This window comes from Xylanibacter caecicola (assembly GCF_013166515.1).
GTDB lineage: Bacteria > Bacteroidota > Bacteroidia > Bacteroidales > Bacteroidaceae > Prevotella > Prevotella caecicola.
Genome location: NZ_JABKKJ010000004.1, coordinates 16,162 through 33,127, shown reverse-complemented (window position 1 = coordinate 33,127; position 16,966 = coordinate 16,162). Strand labels below are relative to the sequence as shown.

At 51.8% G+C, this 16,966-nt stretch carries 14 protein-coding genes and 1 tRNA gene; 1 reads left to right on the top strand and 14 read right to left on the bottom strand.

What is annotated here, in order from left to right; genetic code table 11:
* The first annotated feature begins 107 nt into the window (after window positions 1-107).
* Complete coding sequence (gene nhaA / locus HPS54_RS03740) at window positions 108-1,460, top strand: Na+/H+ antiporter NhaA (protein WP_172344134.1); 1,353 nt, start codon at window positions 108-110, stop codon at window positions 1,458-1,460.
* 34 nt (window positions 1,461-1,494) lie between these two features.
* Here nhaA and HPS54_RS03735 read toward each other — a convergent pair.
* The 14 genes from HPS54_RS03735 to hisIE form a co-directional block, all read right to left on the bottom strand.
* Window positions 1,495-1,567, bottom strand: a tRNA-Lys gene (locus HPS54_RS03735).
* Between the two features lie 135 nt (window positions 1,568-1,702).
* Window positions 1,703-2,899 (bottom strand): ABC transporter permease, encoded by a 1,197-nt coding sequence (locus HPS54_RS03730; RefSeq protein ID WP_172344133.1) that lies wholly within the window; start codon window positions 2,897-2,899, stop codon window positions 1,703-1,705.
* The gene (locus HPS54_RS03725; RefSeq protein ID WP_172344132.1) at window positions 2,896-3,540 is read right to left on the bottom strand and encodes an ATP-binding cassette domain-containing protein; all 645 of its coding nucleotides are present in this window, start codon (window positions 3,538-3,540) and stop codon (window positions 2,896-2,898) included. Before HPS54_RS03725 ends, HPS54_RS03730 begins: the two co-directional genes overlap by 4 nt.
* Entirely contained in the window at window positions 3,540-4,946 is a 1,407-nt protein-coding gene (locus HPS54_RS03720; RefSeq protein ID WP_172344131.1) for a DUF4836 family protein, read from the bottom strand. The genes HPS54_RS03725 and HPS54_RS03720 overlap by 1 nt, the downstream gene beginning before the upstream one ends.
* Window positions 4,947-5,041: 95 nt before the next feature.
* Window positions 5,042-5,767: a 16S rRNA (uracil(1498)-N(3))-methyltransferase gene (locus HPS54_RS03715; protein WP_172344130.1), complete on the bottom strand. Its 726-nt coding sequence runs from the start codon at window positions 5,765-5,767 to the stop codon at window positions 5,042-5,044.
* A 31-nt stretch (window positions 5,768-5,798) separates the two neighbouring features.
* On the bottom strand, window positions 5,799-6,344 hold the full coding sequence (locus HPS54_RS03710) for a bifunctional nuclease domain-containing protein (RefSeq protein ID WP_172344129.1): 546 nt from the start codon (window positions 6,342-6,344) through the stop codon (window positions 5,799-5,801).
* A complete protein-coding gene (locus HPS54_RS03705; protein ID WP_172344128.1) occupies window positions 6,331-7,638 on the bottom strand; it encodes an MFS transporter in 1,308 nt (435 codons plus the stop codon). Before HPS54_RS03705 ends, HPS54_RS03710 begins: the two co-directional genes overlap by 14 nt.
* 723 nt (window positions 7,639-8,361) lie before the next feature.
* Window positions 8,362-10,353, bottom strand: coding sequence for a fructose-1,6-bisphosphatase (locus HPS54_RS03700; RefSeq protein ID WP_172344127.1), 1,992 nt, complete (start codon window positions 10,351-10,353; stop codon window positions 8,362-8,364).
* Entirely contained in the window at window positions 10,350-11,612 is a 1,263-nt protein-coding gene (locus tag HPS54_RS03695) for a glycosyltransferase family protein (protein WP_172344126.1), read from the bottom strand. The genes HPS54_RS03700 and HPS54_RS03695 overlap by 4 nt, the downstream gene beginning before the upstream one ends.
* A gap of 5 nt (window positions 11,613-11,617) precedes the next feature.
* Complete coding sequence (locus HPS54_RS03690; protein ID WP_216653025.1) at window positions 11,618-12,742, bottom strand: glycosyltransferase; 1,125 nt, start codon at window positions 12,740-12,742, stop codon at window positions 11,618-11,620.
* A gap of 137 nt (window positions 12,743-12,879) precedes the next feature.
* Entirely contained in the window at window positions 12,880-14,037 is a 1,158-nt protein-coding gene (gene lysA / locus HPS54_RS03685) for a diaminopimelate decarboxylase (RefSeq protein ID WP_172344124.1), read from the bottom strand.
* Window positions 14,038-14,241: 204 nt separating this feature from the next.
* The gene (locus HPS54_RS03680; RefSeq protein WP_172344123.1) at window positions 14,242-15,558 is read right to left on the bottom strand and encodes an aspartate kinase; all 1,317 of its coding nucleotides are present in this window, start codon (window positions 15,556-15,558) and stop codon (window positions 14,242-14,244) included.
* 64 nt (window positions 15,559-15,622) lie between these two features.
* Window positions 15,623-16,324 (bottom strand): cell division ATP-binding protein FtsE, encoded by a 702-nt coding sequence (locus HPS54_RS03675; RefSeq protein ID WP_172344122.1) that lies wholly within the window; start codon window positions 16,322-16,324, stop codon window positions 15,623-15,625.
* Between the two features lie 20 nt (window positions 16,325-16,344).
* Window positions 16,345-16,959, bottom strand: a complete 615-nt coding sequence (gene hisIE, locus HPS54_RS03670) for a bifunctional phosphoribosyl-AMP cyclohydrolase/phosphoribosyl-ATP diphosphatase HisIE (protein WP_172344121.1) — start codon at window positions 16,957-16,959, stop codon at window positions 16,345-16,347.
* Window positions 16,960-16,966 lie beyond the last annotated feature (7 nt).

Below are 16,966 nucleotides of genomic sequence, written 5' to 3'. Positions count from 1 at the left end.
TTTTTTATCTTGCTGTAATAACAGTAATAATATTTAAAAGCATAAAATACGGAACCGGAATACTTCTTTTTATAAATATCTTTGTAGCGGCACCAAAAGCACAAATCATGAAAAAGGGATATCAAAAGAAGTTCAGTAACGGACTGGCATTGCCTATACAGCATTTTATCAATCAGGAGAAATCGGGCGGCATAGTACTCGGTATCAGCATCGTTGCAGCCATGATACTTGCCAACAGTCCGTGGCATGAGGCATACTTCAGTTTCTTTGAACAGAAGATAGGACTTATATTCAACGGTTCACCCATATTGTATTACAGCCTGCACCACTGGATCAACGACGGTCTGATGTCGATGTTCTTCTTCGTGGTGGGTCTTGAACTGAAACGTGAGTTCATAGGCGGAGAACTTGCAGACATACGCAACACTATACTCCCCATAGGCGCCGCCATATCCGGTATGCTCTTCCCGGCAGCAATATATCTTGCTTTGAACACCGGAGAAACAGCCGGCGGCTGGGGCATTCCCATGGCTACAGACATTGCCTTTTCACTCGCGATACTGTATTTGCTCGGCAACAAGATACCTCTTTCCATAAAAATATTCCTTACAACGCTTGCCATTGTCGACGACCTCGGTGCCGTTCTTGTCATCGCATTCTTCTACACATCAGAGATATCACTTGCAAACATCGGCATAGGAGTATGCTTCCTCCTCATCATGTTTGCCGCAAACAAACTTGGGATTAAAAGTGTTGTCTTCTATGGAATTGTGGGCATCGGCGGCGTGTGGCTTGCATTTCTCATGTCCGGCATACACGCAACGATAGCCGCCGTGCTTGCCGCTCTTGTAATACCGGCAGACTCGCGGCTGCCCGAAACCGACTATATCGCACATGCCGCAAAGCTTCTGAAACGCTTCAAAGGCATAAAGCCCAACAACGTGTCGACTCTTGAACACGAGCAGGTGGAAGTAATAGACAGTATAATAGGACGCTCCAAAGATGCCATTCCGCCATTACAGCGCCTTGAAAACGCCATGCATCCGCTTGTATCCTTCGTAATAATGCCTGTCTTTGCCATTGCAAATTCCGGTATATCATTCATTGACACCAACGTTGCAGACATATTCTCCACAAACATAGCGGCAGGAACCATGCTCGGACTTCTTATCGGAAAGCCCGCCGGCATTATGTTCGCAACTCTTATTCTTATAAAAACGGGGATAACGGACAGACCTGCATTCCTCACGACGCGCAGAATTGCAGGCATAGGTTTTCTTGCTTCCATCGGCTTTACGATGTCCGTGTTCATCTCCACACTTGCCTTTAACGACACCAATTATCTGCTTCAGGCAAAAACAGGGATATTCGCGGCATCTGTGGCAGGAGCCGTAATAGGTTATAAATTGCTGAATGAACGTACCCGGCGCGACATTCCACTGCTTCAACAACAACAATAAAAAAGGTGGAGAAAATTGCTTTTCTCCACCTTTGTACGCCTGCAGGGGTTCGAACCCTGGACCCTCTGATTAAGAGTCAGATGCTCTACCAACTGAGCTACAAGCGCATCCGCTTTTTATTAGCAATAAGTGTTATTTCTTAATTGCGAGTGCAAAGGTACAGCATTTATTTTAAACGACAAAGAAAACGGACATATTTTTTCGAAAAAAGTGCGTTTTCGCACTGTTTCTGCATATATGCACTACTTTCCATACCATATTTTCATCACTTTATTGCGTATTATCAGGACATTGAGAACTGTGACAATGACCAGCAACAACAGCCCTGCAAGTATTGCGGGAAGCAGCGTAGCGCTTTCAAGTTGCGGGAATACTGCCACTATCATGTCCATGTAATATCCGCGCACAACGTATATCAATATCAGCGTAAGCAACAGTACAATTATGTTCAGTACCGCGGCAAGCATCTGATACGGCATCGCAACCCTTGCAGGAGTATAGCCAATGAGCAGAAGGTTTTCAAGTTTTGCAGAGTTCTTCTGCACAAGCAGATATATGCTGAGCATCAGTATGTAAAAGCTCAGTGCGCTTATAACCAGACCTACAGCCATGACAAGCGACACTATCATGCGCAGGAAATAGGTGGTTTTCTCTGCCTGCAACTTGTCGCTTTCCACCTCATAGCCTTTCGCATCTATATATTTTGCGATGCTCTCGTCTGCCGGATTTGACACTTCAAGCAGAAGCCGCGTAGGGTCGGAATGGGCGTCGGGAGCATAATATGCGTTGCTCCAGTCCATAAAAGACTGCGGAACCAATATAGTTGTGAGCCTGTTAGACAGTCCTACAACCCTACCGCTGTACAGGTCGTTATGCCCGTTGCCCTGTATGAAGATGCGGAAATCAATCATTCCCACAAGCCCGTCGCTTATCTTTGGCAGGGAATGCGTCTGCGCAAAGCCGAAGTTATACATATTTATATATGTACGTGGCAGTATTATAGGTATTTCCTTGCTGCCTTCTTCATAGTGCCAGTCTTTCAACGGAATATCGATGAAGTCGTCCGGAACACTCTCGAAGAACAGTTCGGAACTTAACACCGAATGACCGGCTATACCCATGTTGGCATCCACCTTATACTCCGTGGATGTGAACTTGCCCACCTTGCCTGCAAAGCTCTGCCGTGCAACGTCGTCACGCTCGGCACCGTCAAACGAGTGCGTGCGCCCTGACAATGCCGCTGCCGTGCCCACTTTCTTGCTCAATATAAGATAGTCGGAACGCATAAAACTGTCTTGCGCGGTAAATACCGGCAACACGTCGCGATAAAACTGAAAGCCGAGAAGCACAATGAACATGCCAAAAAGATTGGCAAAGAAGAAACCCGTAAGCTGCGGAACGCTTACATGGCTGCGCAGCAATTTCCAAACAAGACTCATAACCGATACACCTTTTCGTAATCCAAAGCCATATGCTTACCTATACTTGTCACGATGACGCCGGCGCCCTGCGCCCTTGCTTCCGTCATCATTATGTCTCCCATTATGGCGGAGTTGCCTTCGTCGAGGTGGCTTACAGGTTCGTCGGCAAGAATAAAGTCGAACGGCTGCACAAGGGCGCGCATCATTGCCACACGCTGTTGCTGTCCGAAAGACATCTGCCCTACCCTCGTGTTCATCTTATCCGCTATTCCCAGCATGTCAAACCAGCGTTCGATGTCGCTGCGGGTCTTAAATCCTGTAAGTCTGTTTTTTATCTCCACGTTTTCAAAAGCCGTGAGTTCCGGAAACAGGCGCAGTTCCTGGAACAGATAGCTGATATTGTTCCGACGTATGCCTGTCCACTCCTTTATCCCGATGTCTCTGACGTTCTTGCCGTCCATCAACACATCGCCGGAATAATCGTGACGGTATCCCATGATATAACTGCAGAACGTGCTCTTGCCCTTTCCGCTCTCCGCCTCAACGAGATACAGCCTGCCTTTGTCGAATGACACGTCTTTGCGCCACACATCCGAGACGATATCGCCGCGCCCGGCAAACACCTGCGGAAGAACCGAATGAAATTCTATGGTCTCCATTACCTTATTATATATAGTATAGTGCCGACTTTACCCATCACGGGAACGAGCAGCGGCATCACCGTACCCATCATCTCGTTGTCCTCCGCCATTTTCGCCACGTTCACGAGCATGCACATCCGTTGTCCTTTCAGCGCCTTGCATATCTCCGGAGAGAACGGTGAAGGCGACTTTTGCAGTATGCCGCGTGCCAGAGCCTCCGTGCTGCCGGCATAGAAACGATTGTCTGCGGAGACACCGAAGCAGAAGCTGAAGTCGCCGCCCGAATAGCGGTAGGCATCCTTGCCGTTGTCGGTTATGGCGCTGCCTTTGGGAGCCGACTGCTTCCAATAGTCCACATCGTCAAGAAAGCCGCGCGTCTTTAGGCGTGCGCCGAGCTGCATCTGCATCCTGTCGCCGTCATATCCCGTAACGACAAGAGCCATGTCTCCGTCCACGCTCCTTATTATATTGTCCATGTCCACAGCCATGTTCATACCGGCGAGCAGCACCTGCGCCGCCTTGTCCTCATGCAGCAGAGAAATATATCCGGCTCCGTCGACATTCATGAATACCGCAAACAGCGACGAGGCATCGACATTTGCCACAAACTCATCGGTTATGGGGCGATAACCGGCATACGCCTCTTTCAGCCGACGGTCTATGCCTTTGTTAAACGAGAATGTCTCTCCCGTAATCTTCATCATTCCGCCCTGTTCCGTGGACAATGCGGCGGCAATGACTATCTGCGAGGCATCCGCATCCTTTGGGGCGCCGATCATGAAGGGCGCGACGAACTTCTCGGGAAGGGCGTTTGCCCTTGCAACGAGCGCCACTGGACTGTCTATGCTGTCCAGCTTGTCGTACAGCGGCGTGCCCTTTATGCCGTTTTCCTCGTCCTGCTTCAGATATTTCGCCATTGTCTGCTGCACCTCGGCATGCTGCGAGGCGATGACGGGTCCCATTATCATAAGTTTCGATGACGAGAAGCCCACAATCCACGAGTCTTTCATCACCGCAAAGCCTATGTCGCCGCGCTCGACAGCGTTGCGGCAGACACCTGCGTTGGCAAGGTTGTCGAGCCACGTATCGAGGTCCGACCTGCTCTTTACCTTCGCCACGACTCCAAGATTGCCTTCTGCCGACTCAAACATGTAGATCTTTTCAGAGAGATCCATGCCGCAGTCGCCGGCATTCTCAACGTGCAACAGTCTGTTGAGCAGCTTTGCGTTGTCCACATCGTTTCCGGTGCATTCGTCTGCCATCCTGCGCAGGTCTACCGACATCAGGGCGATGCTGTTGGCGGGGACGGCGTTCACGTAGTCGTCGCCCGAACACGACGACAGCAGCGCCGTAAGCACCGCAAGCAGCGGCAGTACAGTCAGCAGCGGTCGCATGACCGTATCAATGATAATCTGTTTCAACATTCAGAAGATATTCTAAATTAAACGTAATATACTATTATAATGTGCAGATGCGGCACCGGCTTTACAAATACCGACGCTTGCCGGCATCGGTCACGTCAGCCGTTTCTTTTGACAAGCTGCATCATCATTGCGGCACCGAGTGCCGCCGTTTCCGTGCGCAGACGGCTCTCGCCGAGAGTAACCGACTCGTATCCGCAGTCCTCCGCCATGCGCACCTCGTCGGCGGAAAAGTCGCCTTCCGGACCGATGAGCACCGTCACGTCGGCGTCTCTTTCCACGTTCTGCAACTCGTTGAAGAGGTCTTTGCGCTCAAACTCGCCGTAGCAGTGGGCGATGAACTTGCGTCCGCGGCGCGGCTCTTTTATGAAGTCGGCAAAGGCTGTCATGGCGTTTACGACGGGCATCCACGGCTTGCGGCTCTGCTTTGCGGCGGACACCACTATCTTTTCTATCCTGTCTTCGCGCATCACACGGCGTTCGGAGAAGCGACAGTTGAGAAAGCTCAGCTCGTCGACACCCACCTCTGTGGCTTTCTCGGCGAACCACTCCACGCGGTCCATCACCTTTGTCGGCGCCATTGCCACGTGGATGTGCCCTGCCCACACCCGGTGCTGCGGCATTTCTTCAAGTATGACGTAGGCGCAGCGCTTGCCCGACGTCTCCGCCACTTCGGCGCGATAGAAGCTGCCGGCGCCGTCCATGAGGAACATCTCGTCGCCGCTCTGCAGACGCAGCACACGCAGCGCGTGCACCGCCTCGTCGGGCGGCAGTTCCGTGCATTGCCCCGCATCGGGCACAAAGAAATATCTTGCTTCTTTCATCTGTGTAAAGCCTCGGTTATGCCTGTGTGTGTCATTTCTTTCCGCGCCGCAACTGCTCGTCGCGCAGATGCGAGGCGAGTTCGTAGTTCTCGTCCTCGACGGCTTTGTCGAGCGCCGCCTGCAGCATCTCGTCGCTTATGGTGTTTACGGGCAGCGACACGCCGCGCGAGTCTTCCTTGTATGGCACCGACTGGCGCATCATCAGGTCGTGGTCTATATAAATAGGTATGTTTCCCGCCATCGACAGCAACACGGCGTCGCCGGCACGTATGAGCGTCGGTTCGAGCGTGTCCTTGTTGTACAGCATCACGCGATACTGCCCGTCGTCGATGCCGCTGATGAGTATCTCGAGTTGCAGCTCCGTCTGGTTGGCAAGGACTTTGCAGAGCACTTCGGGCAGCATTATCTGCGTTATCGGCACCCGGTGCACGCGCAGCTCCGCCTGCACCGCCATAGCCTTGTCGCACACCACGGTTATCTGCCGCTGCTCTTTCTCGTCGGTGAGCACCAGCACTCCCAGGTCGTCGGTGCCCACTATCTCGGACACGCCTTTAAACACAAGCCTAATTCTTGACATTCTTCTTTTCAGGATTAAATACCAGTGCAAACGCCACTCCCACCACGAGGGCATAGGCGGCGAATATGAACCAGCATGTCTTCCAGTCGCCCATGAGGAAGCCCTGTTCGTTCCATTGGCAATAGTTATTGATTACAGCGCCCGCGGCGAGCGTTCCCACCGTTGCTCCGAGCCCGTTTGTCATAAGCATGAACAGTCCCTGCGCGGAGGCTCTCACCTTGACATCGCACTCTTTGTCGACGAACAGACCGCCCGAGACGTTGAAGAAGTCGAACGCCACGCCGTAGACGAGGCACGAGAGGATGAAGAGGATGACGCCGGGGAACGCGGGGTTGCCCAGTCCGAAGAAGCCGAAGCGTCCCACCCATGCGAACATGGCGATGAGCATCACGGTCTTTATGCCGTAGCGCTTGAGGAAGAAGGGTATGAGGAGTATGCAAAGCGCCTCTGCCACCTGCGAGAGCGACACGAGCATGGTGGCGTTGTTCGCGCCGAAGGTGTCTGCCATCGCCGGGTCGCCTTTGAAGCTGGTTATGAACGGTGTGGCGTAGCCGTTTGTCACCTGCAGCGACATGCCCAGGAGGGCGGAGAATATGAAGAACAGCGCCATGCGCTTTTGTTTGAACAGTTTGAAGGCGTTAAGACCGAGGCTCTCGGCAACCGACTGCGACGGTTTGCCGACCAGACGGCACTGGGGCAGCGTCAGGCAGTAGGCAAATAGCAGCAGTCCCAATATGCCCGACACGCCGAACTGCATGTATGTGTACTGGAATTTTGCGGCGTTCTCGTCGAGAGTGAAGAACAGCGAGCCGTTGTCCCACACGGCACAGTTGACAAACCACATAGTGGCGATAAATCCCACGGTGCCGAAGACGCGTATGGGCGGAAAGTCCTTCACCGTGTCCATGCCGTGGTCTTTGAGCATTGTGAATGCGGCGGTGTTGGACAGTGCCAGCGTTGGCATGTAGAACGCCACGCTGACGATATACACCGCCATGAACGTCGTTTTGTCCGGGTGGGCGTCGGTCATGCCGATGTAGCACAGCGACAGCATTGCAGCGCCGGCTATGAAGTGGCAGATGCCGAGCAGACGCTGCGGCTGCACGTAGCGGTCGGCAACGATGCCCATTATCGTGGGCATAAATATCGATACTATTCCCTGGATGGCGTAGAACCATGATATCTCGGCTCCCATCCCTGCTTTTCCAAGATAGTTTCCCATCGATGTGAGGTAGGCGCCCCACACGGCAAACTCGAGGAAATTCATCAACGACAAGCGTATTTTCAAATTCATAGATATAAAGTTTTTTGTGTATGCAAAGATAAAACTTATCTAACGAAGCCGCAAATAAATAACATATTTTATACGTCTGCGCGACGGAGGGGGCGGCTATGCGGCGGGCGGGGCGGGTGATTGTTTATTCAGACACCCTCGAAGCGACGGTTGCAGGCATCCTTTGGGCGGCTGCACCGGGGGTACAGCCCTACAGGGTGCATTGTTATCGGACAAAAATCGACGCGGCGTGACACTATGCAACGTGTTTGCGGGAAAAGGGCGGCAATGTGTCAGAACAAAAGTGCAACGGTTTTCGGTCAAAGGAGATGTTAAAATAATGCAACGATGCTGTTTTCGGGCAAACGGACGTGCGTTTCGGATCTATCGAACGTGCGATAGAAAATTATCGAACGTGAGATTTTTTTCCATAGAGGCGCTTTACGGGTCAAAAAGCGCCTCTTTACACCCCCTAAAGTGCCTCTTTACGACCTAAAAAGAGCATCTTTGGGCACCGTAAAGCGCGTTTACGCTGCACACGAAGATGCTGTTTATCGTAAGTATATGATATTCAGAGAGTTGTGTTTGCACGCTAATATTTACGGTATTTGCGTGCAAACGACCGGTATTTTGCGGCGACGCGCTTATTTCGGGGTTATAAAAAATCACGGTGAAAGGATATGGACGTAAAAACCGACATTGTGTCACCGGCAGACATCATCGCTCCGCCGGCATGCACGGGCGTCAGCCCTTGGCATTCTCCTTTATCACGCCGTGACGATAGGCGTAGAGCAGCTTCTGCAGGTCGGTTATCTGCCTTTTCAGCTCGCGGCCGTTGTCCGTATCCGCCACAAGCATCCTGTGCGCCGACATCTCCACAATCTGCGCCGTGCTCTTGATGTCGGTCCCGCGCATTATGGCGTCTTCGGTGCTTGCGAACGGCTCGTGCTGTACGAGCTGGAAGCCGCGACTGTGGTATACGAGCGTGTATCCGGCGATGCCTGTCTCCTTGTGGTACGCCTGCGAGAAGCCACCGTCTATCACCATCAGCTTGCCGCCCGCCTTTATGGGGTTTTCGCCGCTCGCCACATGCACGGGCACGTGTCCGTTGATGATATGGCGGTTGGGTCCCTCCACACCGAAGGCATCGAGTATGCGGTCCACTATCTCTTCGTTGTCGCGCAGCATGAAGTAGTGCCCCTTCCCCTCTTTATAGGTTTCCTTGTCCTTGAGGAAGTAGCGCTCGAAGGTCGCCATCTTCGACTTGTTGAAGAGCGTGGAGTCCGGACCGCACCACAAATAGAGGAAATAGTCCGTGGCGAAACTCTTTTCCTGTGGCTCTGTGTCGCTCTGGAACGCCGAACGTATTATCATGCCCGTGCGGTGCAGCAGTTCGCGACCGCTGTACTTCTTGCCGCCATACAGTTCCACCTCTTTCAGCGTGCCGTCGGCGTTCAACGGAATGGAGGCGTGGAACAGCAGGTTGTGGTTGGCTATCGTATACATGCAGCCGTGACTGAGCAGCGCCTTGATGTGCTTGTGCAGCTTCTCGCTCACGGTGAACGAATGGTGCAGGCGTTCGAGCAACTCGCGCTCGTCTGCCGTCAGCATGTTGGGGTTCCGCGGGTCTATGGTGGGGAAATGGCAGCTCTTCATCTCATATTCCTTGCCGTCTATCGCGCACACGCCGCGGCTGTAGTCTATGTTTCCCAGCAGCGCCCTGTCGTTCATGCCCCACTCGGGGTGGCGCGAGAATATCTCCGCCTCGACTTTGAACTGTATCACCGATATCGCCTTGTGCATCTGTGCGGTCAGACGGTACGTCTTCTCGCTTATTCCGTCGCATCCCGCGTCGGTCTTCGGACAGAACTCCTCGCACGGGTCGTCGGCATAATGCTCCATGGCGAACGTGGCGAGGGGCACGAGGTTTATGCCGTATCCCTCTTCGAGCGTGGCAAGGTTGGCATAGCGCAGCGACAGGCGTATCACGTTGCATATGCAGGCGTCGTTACCGGCATGCGCGCCCATCCACAGTATGTCGTGGTTGCCCCACTGTATGTCCCAGTTGTGATACGTGCGCAGCGTGTCCATGATGATGTGCGCGCCGGGTCCGCGGTCGTATATGTCGCCGAGGATGTGCAGCTGGTCTATCGCGAAACGCTGTATCACGTTGGAGATAGCAGCGATAAAGTCGTCGGCGCTGCCCGTGGATATTATCGTGTCGGTGATAACCTTTACGTATGCCGCCTTGTCGGCGTCGTCGGGGCGCTCGTGAAGCAGCTCCTGGATGATGTACGAGAAGTCGTCGGGCAGCGACTTGCGCACCTTGGAACGCGTGTACTTGCTCGACACGTCGCGGCAGACCCTCACCAGACGGTGTATCGTGGTGAAATACCACTGGCGCATGTCCCTCTCCGTCGACTTTATAAGCTCGAGCTTCTGCTCCGGATAGTATATCAGCGTGCACAGGTTGCGTTTCTCCTCGTGCGTAAGCTCGTCTCCGAATATCTCGTTCACCTTGCGCTTGATGTTTCCCGAGGCGTTTTTCAGAACGTGGCGGAACGACTCGTGCTCGCCGTGAATGTCGGCAAGAAAGTGCTCCGTGCCCTTCGGCAGGTTCAGAATGGCGCGCAGGTTGATTATCTCCGTGCTCGCCTTGGCAACCGTAGGGAACGATTGCGACAGCAGGCGCAGGTATCTTGTGTCTTTCTCTACTTCAGAATGTATGTGCTTCATTGTATTTTCAGATTGAATAGTGTCTTTCTAATATCGTCCGTGCCCTTGTCGTCGAGCGGCTCCAGCGGCATAAAGCCCGGCTCGAGCCACAGCGTCTCGCCCATTATCTGCATAAGCCGCGCAGCCGTCTTCGACATACGGAGCCGCCGGAGCATAAGGCGCAGGGCGCGCTCGTTGCAGTTGCCGAACCTCACGGCGGCGTAAAGGTCTGCCAGATGACGGCGGCTGAGCGTGCCGCTCTTCATCATCTGCGCCACATTGACAATCATCTTGCATATACGTACCGCGGCATCGTCGCCCCCGTATCTGCCGGCGAGCCTTTCCGCCTTACGTCCTTTCGCCGTTGCCGGAATGTCCGCCGGGCGCCGTTTGTCGCTGTGGCGCGTGTTTTCAAAGCGCCCTGTACTTTCTATAACGATGCTTTTCCGTTTTAATTGCATCGCAAGTGCTCCTCTTGTAACCATATCCGCTATGCCTTCATCGGTGGCATGCAGAAGTATGCGGCGCCACGCGGCATCGCTCATCTGCATGAGCCGCTGCCTTGTCTCGCGGGGTATGTCCGCGCTGATGCTGTCCTGCGACATGCCGACACGCAGCAGGGCGCTCTCGGCAGTCACCTCTTCTTCCGTCATCCGCATGAACGGGTTGCTGTCGAGCACCTTGGCGTAAAGCCTCATCATCGCCGCTGCCGCGCCCGCCACATCGATGGCGTCCGTCAGCACGGGGTCTTCAATCACGGCAATGCGGCTGTTCCACGGCTTGCGCGGATGCAGCGACGGATGCAGAGCGGCATCGAGAATGAAGGATTGCTCCTGTCTGCCCACCGCATGCACGCCGTGGGTGCCGGAAAGCAGGCTCTTCTGATACAACAGCAGTTGTGGCAGACGGCGCAACCAATAAGAGCGGAGCACGTTCCACGGTGCAAGCCCTTTCAGGGGCGACAACACAACGGGTATCCTGTACGTCTCCGCCCACCTATATATATAGTATGCCGTGATATCCCACGAACCTATGATGTGTATTATATCGGGACCTACCTCGCCGACAATGCGGCTAAAGCGTTTCTTGTTGCGCCCTATCATCATCCGGTATGCCGACAGCCGGTGCACCACGGCACTGCTGCCCGTCTGCGGCGCGTCCCCGTTCCTCGGCGTCATGACATGCGCCTCAGCCATGCCGGCGATACGGTCAAAAAACTCTTTCGTGAAGAACGGGAGGTTGCCGCCCTTTGTCTTGGGAATGAAATAAAGAACCTTCATCGGCGTCAGATTTTATGGCTTGTAAAGTCGTTCTTGTCTGCCAGCCTGTATAAAATGCCGTATTTGATGTCGTTTAAAAGCAGCGCCGCCTCGTGGAAGACTATACTGTTGCGCCCTATGCCTGCACCGAAACGCTCTGCAACCCTGCCGGCGATGACCGTGCGCAAAACGACGGTGATGACAAGCGCGACGAGGGCTGCCGCTGCCACGACGATGTTTCCTGCGACATACGAATATACGGCGGCGGCGATAATGGCGGCGGCGTTTATGTACATGGAGCACATGTCTGCCGCATACAGCAGCGTCTGTCGGCAAGAGCGTGCGAGATGACGGCGGTTCTCGTTATAGAAAAGATGCCTGTTCTTCCATGCTTTCTTCGTAGGCGCTACTTCTTCGAGCCACGCTTCGGGAGATGTCTCCACGGCAGTGCCTCCTTCTTTGGCATACTTGTTTACAATAAAGTCGTACTCTCCGCGCAGGTATTTTAAATTGCCCTCAAAGCCGCGGCATTCCATGAATTCGCTCTTGCGGAACATCAGGTTGTTTCCCGCCGTGCGCCACGCCGTGCCTTTCTCCGCACTGCGCATGCAGTACATCTCGTCGCGAAGACGCTCGAACCTGCGATACGACTTCGCCTCTGCCGAATAGTTGCTGTAGCCGATGACAAGGTTTATGTCTTCGGAGCAGTTCCGTGCCATCGTGGCAAGCCACTTGTCCGACAACGGTCTGCACTCTGCATCGGTAAGCACAATCCATTCGTTCTTCGCCGCCTTCACTCCTATTGTTATCGCGAGTTTCCTGCGGCTCATGTAGCGCGACGACTTGGGCAGAAACGTCTTGTAAAGATTAGGATGCATGCCGTACTGCTCGAGGACGGCTGTTGTCTCATGCTCCGTCTTGTCATCGACGACGACAATCACTTCAAATCCCGGCGGATAGGCTTGGGAAAGAAGCGAGGGAAGATTGGCTTTCAGCTCTCGCGCATTGTCTCGCGCATATATTACGACCGACAACGGCGGCAGTCCTTCCCTGTCACAGCCGTTGCCGCTCTTCTCTTCCGGTTTTCTGAAAAAAGGATTTACAAAGGGCGTTACTGCTGCAAGGAGCAACAGTAGCGCACAGATAATCATAGTGATATTATCGACTGGCATATACCCTCCGGTGTGATGTTAGTTAGTTCTTTTATAAGGGCAGGGGTTATCGACTGGTTCACAAGCCCCGTCGGTCTGCCCGGCTATCGGTCTGTTCTTCAATAAGGACTGACTTGTCACAGGTCTTCCGCCATATATCCCACGGGCAGACGGCGGCAGTTATACTGCGAAGCCATTATCTCGCCGTAGGCTCCGGCGGAACGTATTGCAAGGAAGTCGCCCCTGCGGCTCTCGTTCATATCGTATGCCTTGACAAAGACATCGCTCGACTCGCATATCGGTCCCACGACATCGTAGGTTGCAACCGCTCCGTCGCTCGATATGTTCTCTATCTTGTGGTATGCCTGATACAACGCCGGGCGTATAAGGTCGGTCATGCCGGCATCTACAATGGCAAAACGCTTGGCGGTTCCCTGCTTTATATAGAGAACGCGCGTTATCAAAGAACCGCACTGCCCTACCACCGAGCGCCCGAGCTCAAAATGCAGGCTCTGCCCCTGACGCAGTTTAAGATGGCGCGCATAGGTTGAGAAGTAAGCCTTGAAGTCGGGCACGGGCACACGGTTGGGATGCTCATAGTCTATGCCGAGCCCGCCGCCCACGTTGATGTTCTCTACATTTATATTGCTGCACTCCAGGCGTTTCTGCAATTCGTTTATACGATTGCACAATGCCTCGAAGTCGCCCATGTCAAGTATCTGGGAACCTATATGGAAATGAAGACCGACAAACTTTACATTCTTCATCTCCGAAGCCTTTTCTATCACGCCCTCCATATCGCCCATGGCAATGCCGAACTTGTTCTCCGCCAGTCCCGTGGTGATGTTTGCATGGGTGTGTGCACCTACATTGGGATTTATCCTAAGCGCCACACGGGCTGTCTTGTTTCTGTTTCCCGCAAGTTCGTTTATTACTTCAAGCTCGGCAAGACTTTCCACATTAAAGCAGAATATGTCGTTGTCAAGACCGAGGTTTATCTCGCGGTCGCTCTTGCCCACGCCAGCATAGACAATCTTGCTTGCAGGGAAACCGGCATTTATCGCCGCCTCTATCTCTCCTCCGCTTACACAGTCGGCACCCAGACCGGCACTGCTTATTATCCGGAGAAGTTTGGGATTGGCATTGGCTTTGACGGCATAATGCACATTAAAGCCCTCATATCTGCCTGCCTCCTTATTTATATCATGCAACGTGCGGCGCAGCAGCTCCGTGTCATAATAGTAGAACGGGGTATCTTTGCTCTTAAACTTTTCTACAGGAAAAATTCCCTTCATCGTCTTATTTATTAAGTAGATGTTCAAAATTAAACGTATATATCATAATCAGTTGGTGCAACATTACTTTATCATTATCTTGCACGCTCTTTCGGGCTGTTTTCCCATGTCCCATCGGTCGTGTAGCACGCTACACTCACTCTTCGGACATGAAAAAACATCACCAAAATAACGTACAATATAATAATAATTAATTTCGGGCATCTATTTAAATAATGTGTTGCTCAGACTCTGCAAAGCCCTCTTCTTGTCAGCTTCGCGGATAAGGAACGATATATTGTAGTTGCTGCCTCCGTAGGATATCATACGCACGGGAATATCCTTCATCGCATCGGTGGCAAGCGTCTCGAAACCGACATTGCTCCAATCGAGATCGCCCACAACGCATATTATACACATGTCGCTGTCAACGGTCACGGTGCCATACTTCTTCAGTTCGTCCACGATATCGTTAAGGTGCGTGCTGTTGTCTATGCTCATTGACACTCCCACCTCGCTTGTAGCCACCATGTCTATGGCTGTCTGATAACTTTCGAATATCTCGAAAACTTTTCTAAGGAAGCCTGTTGCAAGCAACATACGGCTGCTCTTTATCTTGATTGCCGTGATGTTGTCCTTCGCTGCCACAGCCTTTATCTTGCCCTTTACCGTTACGTTGTCGATTATCGTGCCGTATGCGGAAGGATCCATTGTATTGAGAAGTCTTACCGGGATTCCCGCATACTTTGCCGGCTGGATACATGTCGGGTGCAATATCTTTGCACCGAAATACGCCAGTTCTGCGGCCTCTTCAAAATGCAACTGCCTTACAGCCTCGGTTTTCTCTACTACGCGCGGGTCGTTGTTGTGCATTCCGTCTATGTCCGTCCATATCTGTATCTCCTCGGCATTGATGGCCGCTCCTATCAAAGACGCCGTATAGTCACTGCCTCCGCGCTGCAGATTGTCCGTCTCGCCATAAGCATTGCGACAGATAAAGCCCTGGGTTATATATACCTGATAGCCTGTGGTTTCTTTCAGTATATCGGTGAGCTTCTCCTTTATATATGCCGGATTGGGCTCGGCATTCTTGTCCGTACGCATAAAGTCGAGCGCCGAAAGGAGCACAGCCTTCACCCCACATTCCTTCAAATAGTTCACAACCATGTTTGTGCTCATTATCTCCCCTTGGGCAACAATGTTCTTTTCTTCAAAGCTTGTGAACAGGTCTTTGGTGAAAGAGCGCAGATAGTCAAACTCATATGTGAGGAAGCTGCGTGTTTTCTCGCGCCATTCTTCCGTGGAATACAGTTCGTCCACGTGCTTCATGTAATTCTGCTCAAGACGGTTTATAACATCATTGGCACCCTCGGGATTTTTCTTATAAAGATAATCCGATATTTCTACAAGCGCATTGGTTGTGCCTGACATGGCTGAGAGTACAACAAATACCGGCTCGCCGCTATTTGTTATAAGTGAGGAAACATTCTTTATGCGTTCCGGTGAACCGACGGACGTACCGCCAAATTTCATTACTTTCATCGTCGTATTGCTTTTGTTATTGTAAAAAGTGACAGAGAAACCTTTATTATAAGAACAACAGTACTTATTCCTCTGCCAGATCTATTTTATTATAATCCTTGGTTATATCGTTCAGACTTCCGTCCTTACAACAATATACAATGCCGGGATACTTGTTCAGCATCGATATGTTGTGGGTTGTCATCACTATTGCCGTACCTGTACAGCTTATTTGCTTCAACAGGCATATTATGTTGTTTGCCGTGTCCGGATCGAGATTTCCCGTAGGCTCGTCTGCAATTATTATCTTCGGTTTGTTAAGTATAGCACGCGCTATCGCTATTCTTTGCTGCTCGCCGCCGGACAGCTCATGCGGCATGCTGTATTTCTTCTCAGACATTTCCACGGCATCAAGCACCTCGTCTATACGTGCATTTATATCACTCTTGCTCTTCCAACCCGTCGATTTCAGAACAAACTTCAGGTTTTCTTCCACCGTACGGTCGTGAAGCAACTGGAAATCCTGGAATATTATACCCATTTCCTTACGCAGTGCAGGTATCTCCTTACGCTTTATCTTCATCAGATCGCGCCCGAGAACTTCTGCTTTTTCGCATCCGCTTTCGATGTCAAGCTCACAATATATTGTTTTTAGCAGGCTGCTCTTTCCGGATCCGACCTTACCTATTATATATATAAACTCCCCCTCGTCCACATGGAACACTACATCATTCAGAATATGAACATCGTCATGATATATATTTACATTCTTATAGTCTATAAGCATAATTCAATAGATTTGTTGTTTCAGTGTTTATGCCAGTTCGGATCATGGCGCTTCTGTAGCTCCGCCGCCACATCTTCAATGCGCAGTCCCTTGCTCGCAAGCAAGACGATCAGGTGATAGAGCATGTCCGATGCTTCATATACAAGTCGTTCGTCTGTTCCGTTTACTGCTTCTATCACAGCCTCGAGTGCCTCCTCTCCCACTTTCTGTGCCATGCGGTTCAGTCCGTCTTTGAAAAGACTTGTGGTATACGAACCTTCCGGCATTTCTTCATGACGCTTGTTTATAAAGTCCTGAAGGAATGTAAGGAAAAGAAGAGGGTTCTTCTCATTGCTTTCACCCCAACAGGTATCAGTACCTTTATGGCATACAGGTCCTTCCGGATTTACTTTTATAAGCAATGTGTCATTGTCGCAGTCGTTCTCAATGCTCACTATATTAAGAAAGTTTCCGGAAGTCTCCCCCTTTGTCCACAGACAATTCCTGCTACGGCTGTAGAATGTAACCTTTTTTGTCTCGACAGTCTTGTCATAAGCCTCCTTGTTCATAAAGCCCAACATCAGCACGTTCTTAGTTGAAGCGTCCTGAATTATGGCAGGAACAAGTCCGTTCATTTTTCCGAAATCAATTTCCATCCGTGTC